The sequence below is a fragment of the Fluviicola sp. genome, from assembly GCF_030151805.1.
GTDB lineage: Bacteria > Bacteroidota > Bacteroidia > Flavobacteriales_D > Crocinitomicaceae > Fluviicola.
The window spans coordinates 1-5,783 of the sequence record NZ_JASLCN010000328.1 but is presented as its reverse complement, the minus strand read 5'-3'; the positions used below and the strand labels follow the sequence as shown (position 1 = coordinate 5,783).

General features: G+C 39.8%; 6 protein-coding genes. All 6 read right to left on the bottom strand.

Features of this window, described 5'->3' with window-relative positions; translation table 11 throughout:
* Positions 1-153 precede the first annotated feature (153 nt).
* The 6 genes from Q1V93_RS12440 to rsfS all read right to left on the bottom strand — a co-directional run bounded on the left by Q1V93_RS12440 (position 154) and on the right by rsfS (position 5,561).
* Positions 154-735, bottom strand: coding sequence for a hypothetical protein (locus Q1V93_RS12440; protein WP_300665170.1), 582 nt, complete (start codon positions 733-735; stop codon positions 154-156).
* Positions 736-1,216: 481 nt separating this feature from the next.
* Complete coding sequence (locus tag Q1V93_RS12435) at positions 1,217-1,426, bottom strand: hypothetical protein (RefSeq protein WP_300665169.1); 210 nt, start codon at positions 1,424-1,426, stop codon at positions 1,217-1,219.
* A gap of 39 nt (positions 1,427-1,465) precedes the next feature.
* Entirely contained in the window at positions 1,466-2,128 is a 663-nt protein-coding gene (locus Q1V93_RS12430) for a phosphatidylserine decarboxylase family protein (protein ID WP_300665167.1), read from the bottom strand.
* Between the two features lie 9 nt (positions 2,129-2,137).
* The gene (locus Q1V93_RS12425) at positions 2,138-3,019 is read right to left on the bottom strand and encodes a phosphatidate cytidylyltransferase (protein WP_300665165.1); all 882 of its coding nucleotides are present in this window, start codon (positions 3,017-3,019) and stop codon (positions 2,138-2,140) included.
* Positions 3,020-3,074: 55 nt separating this feature from the next.
* Positions 3,075-5,174, bottom strand: coding sequence for an ATP-dependent zinc metalloprotease FtsH (ftsH, locus tag Q1V93_RS12420; protein WP_300665162.1), 2,100 nt, complete (start codon positions 5,172-5,174; stop codon positions 3,075-3,077).
* Positions 5,175-5,183: 9 nt separating this feature from the next.
* Positions 5,184-5,561 (bottom strand): ribosome silencing factor, encoded by a 378-nt coding sequence (rsfS, locus tag Q1V93_RS12415; protein ID WP_300665160.1) that lies wholly within the window; start codon positions 5,559-5,561, stop codon positions 5,184-5,186.
* Positions 5,562-5,783: the final 222 nt, after the last annotated feature.

The following is a 5,783-nucleotide window of genomic DNA, read 5'->3' as shown; positions in this document are numbered from 1 at the left end:
TGCAATTCAAGGAATGATTGAATCAGAAAGAGATTCTGTAGATTGCCAGGAACTTCTAAATCGAATCCACCAACAAACTCGTAAATTGAAACACTAACTTCTTAGCTGGCCAAGTATATGGTCAAGCTGAGAGAATACGAAAAAGAATAAGATTCACTCAGAAATATGAAATTTTCCAGTTAGTCTGTCCATTTTTAGAGTAGCTTCCAAATTAGTTGCAATTACACTTTCTTTCAAATCAAATAACTCATTACTGGCTTCGATGATGTGCTTAATGCTTTTTATTCCTTCAGAATTTCCAACAAAGGAATAAACATAAGAGTCATCGTATTTGTCATCAATCTTTTGACACTTTGAAATGATTTTGTTATACAACTCATCAACTTCCTCATTTGTTAGCTTCACAGAAGCTACAGATGCTTTATTATTATGAGCATAAAACTTGTCTCTTATTCGTTTGATTTTTGGCCTGTAAGAATCTAGTAATTCTAGAATATCTTCTTCTGAAAGAAAATTTCTTAGAGTGGGAGTTCCATCCTCCAAAACAAAGCCAACTTTTATGAAAAAAGCAGCAATTGCATTATTCCTGGATAAGAAGAAGAAGCTTTTGATATGCTTTGCTAAATCTTTGTCGAAATCTGAATATTCCTTAATCTGATTATAGAGAATTACAAGTTCTAAAATTTCACCTCTAAATATTTGCCAATCCTCTTTTTCGTATTCTTTCTTTGCCATGTTCGAATCTCGCAAAAAATTCCTTATCTTAATCCACCCATCAAAGAAATTTAAGGTCTTGGTTGGTTGAGTTGTTTGGAATCTTGGCCCTTGCATACGGTCGTCTTGGTACTTCTGTCAGAATTAATTTTAAATCCGTTTAAACACTTAAGTATGAAAGAAGTCCTTTACAAAGTTGTTTACCACGTAATGCTGTCAGGCATTTTTAAATTAAGTGTTGAATTGCTAATTTCTCTATCTGGACAGGCCATCCCTTCCGACAGGTGCCTATGAGAACGTAAAGCGCAAGGGACACCAAACAAATCTTCTGGCTAGGGGAAGCAAGGTTCGATTCCTTGGCCTGTCGCTATAAAAACAATTGAGCTGCCTCATAAGAAGCAGCTCAATTTGTATTCTTGAAATATAAATTTTATGTTGGGTGCGCATTCTGATTAATCCCCGATACATCGCGTCCCTTCTTTTATGTTCAAAAATTCGTTTCTTATTTTTGCTCAGTTTTCTTCTGGCAGCAAGAACCTCCTGATTTCTCAGCAGAGCAAGTAGCGCCTTTTTTACCTTTCTTTTTCTTGCCTTTTTTATCGTCATGCTTAACGATAGAAACTGCAGTACTATTATTTGAAGCTGCATAAGCTGTAGCGCTTACGGAACCTACGAACATCAATAAAGTTAGTGCAACAAATGCTTTTTTCATGATTCAATGTTTTAATTTCAATAAAAATACAACTAATATTTAGAATGAACCAAGCTTCGTTAGCTTAGCCTTCACATCTTGATCAATTTTAACATCTAATTTCGTGCCAAGAGGTAAAAAGACATCCACGCGCGAACCGAACTTGATAAATCCGAATTCCTGGCCGGTTTCTGCTGTTTGCCCTTCTTTTGCATAATAACAAATACGTCTTGCTACAGCTCCCGCGATCTGGCGGAACAATACTTCCTGACCGGAAGAGTGCTGAACGACAACCGTACTTCTTTCATTGTCTGTAGAACTTTTTGGATGCCACGCAACCAAAAACAAGCCCTTGTGATATTTCACGTATTTCACCAATCCACTGATCGGGAAATAATTGGCGTGAACGTTTAACGGAGACATGAAGATCGAAACCTGGATGCGTCTGTCTTTGAAATATTCTGTTTCTTCTACTTCTTCTATCACAACCACTTTTCCGTCAGCCGGACATAAAATATCCGAGTCTGTGAAAGAAAAAGTGCGTTTCGGGATTCTAAAAAATTGTACGACCAAATAGAGCATCACTAAGGCTCCGGCAGACAGTAATAAAAATAACCAAAGCCAGTCAGTTTTTGTATAGAGCCAGTAATTTCCCCATTGTATCAATCCAAGAATAATGACTGCAATGATAATTGTAGTTGTTCCTTCTCTGTGAAGTGTCATGTTTTTTCGTTAACTAATGAGTATCAAAAGTACATATAAAACGGGAGCTACGAAAAGCATCGCGTCAATTCTGTCCAGAATTCCACCGTGTCCGGGAAGAATATTTCCGGAATCTTTGATGTCGATGGAACGTTTTAATTTGCTTTCAAACAGGTCGCCCAAGGTTGCTAAAATACTTGCCAAAACAGAAACTCCGGTAATTGCAATTGCATTGATTGTCGTGAAATAACCGACAAAATACAGAATGGCAAGCATCACTACTGCTGCTCCGATCAATCCTCCGATGAAGCCTTCCCATGTTTTTTTAGGAGAAACACTTGGTAAAAGCGGTCTTTTTCCGAAAATGCGTCCGGAAACATACGCCAGTGTGTCATTCAGGTAAATCGGCAATAGTACAATTAACAGCATTTGCTTGTCGAAACTGTTTGTCAGCGTGTAGGCAATAGCCAGAACCCACATCGGTAAAACGGGGTAGAAGAAGTTGAATACAAACGGGTTTTTAAAGACGAAATCGATCTTTTCCTTTTTGAAGATCCAGTAAGACATCACCAAAATACTGATGATCAAAATGCCCCAAAGAACAAAAAGAGCAGGTGTTTCCACAAAATACTGCCAAACCGGGTTGAAGAGTAAGGGGAAAAAACCTCTGGCGGTTTCGATCAAAAGCGGCATGAAAAGCGCTGTGACCAATAACAGAGCCGGCAATTTCATTGTGTGTTTGAACGTACTTTTCTTGCTCATTTCGGCCAATTCATGGGTTCCCAGCATGGTGAATACATAAAACACCAGGTTCAGCAGGTTGGCATTGTGTCTCACATCGTAAACGAAAGGAGTGAAAACGACCATCAAAAATAAAGCCCCGAAAACGGAGCGTATCAATACATCTTTCATCGGAAAAAAATACTCCCGTCTCAGTTGAACCGAAACGGGAGCTCTTTAAAGTTTATTACTCTTCTGAATTCTTACTGTTATCTAACGGTTCAATCGTCGGATTGATCATACCTGAATCCGGGTTGTCGTCTTTTTGAGTTTCCTCTTCAGCTACGAAGTTGGTTGTTGAATCTTCACTCGGAGGAGTGTTGATTGCTACATTCACTTCTTCTTCCGAATTCCACAAACGTTTTCCGAAAATCTCTTCCAAATCTTCTTTGAAAATGACTTCTTTTTCCAACAATTTGTTTGCCAAAGCAGTCAATTTGTCTTTGTTCTCACCCAAAATTTTCAAAGCACGCTGGTATTGCGTTTCGATCAGTTTACTTGCCTCTTCGTCAATGATACGAGCTGTATCTTCAGAATAAGGTTTTGTAAAAGCATCTCTTCCCTGGGAATCGTAGTAAGAAATATTTCCGACACGTTCGTTCAAACCGTAAATGGAAACCATTGCATAAGCTTGTTTGGTTACTTTTTCCAAATCGCTCAAAGCTCCGGTTGAAATTTTTCCGAACATCAATTGCTCAGCAGCACGCCCGCCCAATGCAGAACACATGTCATCCAGGATTTGCTCCGTGGTTGTAATCTGGCGCTCTTCCGGAAGATACCATGCAGCTCCCAAAGAACGTCCGCGGGGAACGATTGTTACTTTTACCAATGGATGCGCGTGTTCCAATAACCAGGATGCAGTAGCATGACCTGCTTCATGGAATGCAATGGCACGTTTTTCTTCTTTGGTGATGATCTTGTTTTTCTTCTCCAAACCGCCGATAATACGGTCTACCGCATCTAAGAAATCTTGTTTCTCAACAAACTTTTTGTTTTTACGTGCAGCGATCAAAGCTGCTTCGTTACATAAGTTTGCAATATCAGCACCCGAGAATCCCGGAGTTTGTTTACTTAAGAAGTCAACATCCATGTTTTTATCCAGCTTCAATGGCTTTAAGTGAACCTGGAAGATTTCCTTACGCTCATTTAAATCCGGCATGTCAACATAAATCTGACGGTCAAAACGACCTGCACGCATCAATGCTGAATCCAGGACATCTGCACGGTTTGTAGCCGCAAGAATGATTACTCCGGAGTTTGTTCCGAAACCATCCATTTCAGTCAATAACTGGTTCAGGGTATTTTCACGTTCGTCGTTCGAGTTGAAACCATTGTTTTTACCTCTTGCACGGCCAATCGCATCAATTTCATCAATGAAAATGATTGCAGGTGCTTTTTCTTTTGCCTGGCGGAACAAGTCACGTACACGGGATGCTCCGACTCCTACGAACATTTCCACAAAATCCGATCCGGAAAGTGAAAAGAACGGAACCTTTGCTTCACCTGCCACAGCTTTCGCAAGTAAGGTTTTACCGGTTCCCGGAGGTCCTACCAACAAAGCTCCTTTCGGGATTTTTGCTCCCAGTTCGGTATAGCGTTGCGGTTGTTTCAGGAACTCAACGATTTCCTGAATTTCTTCCTTCGCACCTTCCAATCCTGCTACATCCTTGAAGGTAACATTGGTAGATTTTCCTTTTTCATAAACCTGTGCACGCGATTTTCCGATGTTGAAGATTTGTCCTCCGGCACCACCACCACCGCCTGACATGCGTCGCATAACGAATACCCAGATCAATACGATAATCAAAATCGGTAACAGGAATCCGATGATAGAACTGAAGTAATTCACTTCTTCAACAGGAGGAGCAGAAAGTGCCGGTTTTCCTTTGGCAGTCAAACGCTCGTTGATCTGATCCAGTTTTGTTTCAAAGTTTCCTGCATCCACAATGTCAATAGAGAAAGCGGGAGAACCTCTTTGAGAAATTGCATTGCGTTTTTTCTCCAAAGCTGCTTTGATATACTTGAATTCTCCTTTCGGATTTGCTTTCACGAATTTCTCACCGTTTTCATTCAGTTTGAAGTCAACACGGGATCGGTTTACGACTCTCACATCGGCGATCATACTTGAATCTGCCAACGAATAGAATGTATTGATGTTACGTAAAGGTGTGTCTGAAGAACCGTTGTAATATGCGGCAACAATAATTCCAAGTACGATCACGGCATAAATCCAGTAAATCGCATAAGGATTCCTTTTCGGTTTGTTTGAGTTGTTATTTTCAGCCATAAAATAGAGTTAATGCAAATTAGGAACATCAGTCCGAAGGGCATCGGACCATAAATCTTCTAATTCATAAAAATGACGTGCGTCTTTGTAAAAAATGTGAGCCACAACACTTACGTAATCCAGAAGAACCCATTCGGAAGAGTTTTTTCCTTCCTGGTGCCATGGTTTTTCCTGTAATTCCTTTCGGGTGTGGCGTGTAACTGTTGATGCGATACCATCTACCTGAACATTTGATTCTCCGGAGCAGATTACAAAAAAGTCAGTAACTGCATTTGAAATGTTTCGTAGGTCAAGTACAACGATGTCTTTCGCTTTGTTTTCTTGCATACCTTCAACGATCGCGTCGCAAAGTACTTTAGAATCTATGTCTTTTTTTAATTTATACATTCGTAATTTTGTAAGTACAAATCTAAGCATTTATTAGCTTGATTTGTGTGATTGTTAAATGCAAATACTTGTTAATAAAACATGATTGGTCAACAAATTATCCAATTGCATGAGGTTGACTCTACCAACAATTATGCTGCCAAGCTGCTTTCAGAGGGGAAATTGGCACATGGAACTGTAATTTTGGCAGAGCATCAAACCGCAGGAAGGGGTCAAAGAGGG

Bases quoted from the DNA above. Each gene is read 5' to 3' on its own strand.
- Q1V93_RS12440 (WP_300665170.1), bottom strand. From the start codon at position 735: ATGGCAAAGAAAGAATACGAAAAAGAGGATTGGCAAATATTTAGAGGT.
- Q1V93_RS12435 (WP_300665169.1), bottom strand. From the start codon at position 1,426: ATGAAAAAAGCATTTGTTGCACTAACTTTATTGATGTTCGTAGGTTCC.
- Q1V93_RS12430 (WP_300665167.1), bottom strand. From the start codon at position 2,128: ATGACACTTCACAGAGAAGGAACAACTACAATTATCATTGCAGTCATT.
- Q1V93_RS12425 (WP_300665165.1), bottom strand. From the start codon at position 3,019: ATGAAAGATGTATTGATACGCTCCGTTTTCGGGGCTTTATTTTTGATG.
- ftsH (WP_300665162.1), bottom strand. From the start codon at position 5,174: ATGGCTGAAAATAACAACTCAAACAAACCGAAAAGGAATCCTTATGCG.
- rsfS (WP_300665160.1), bottom strand. From the start codon at position 5,561: ATGTATAAATTAAAAAAAGACATAGATTCTAAAGTACTTTGCGACGCG.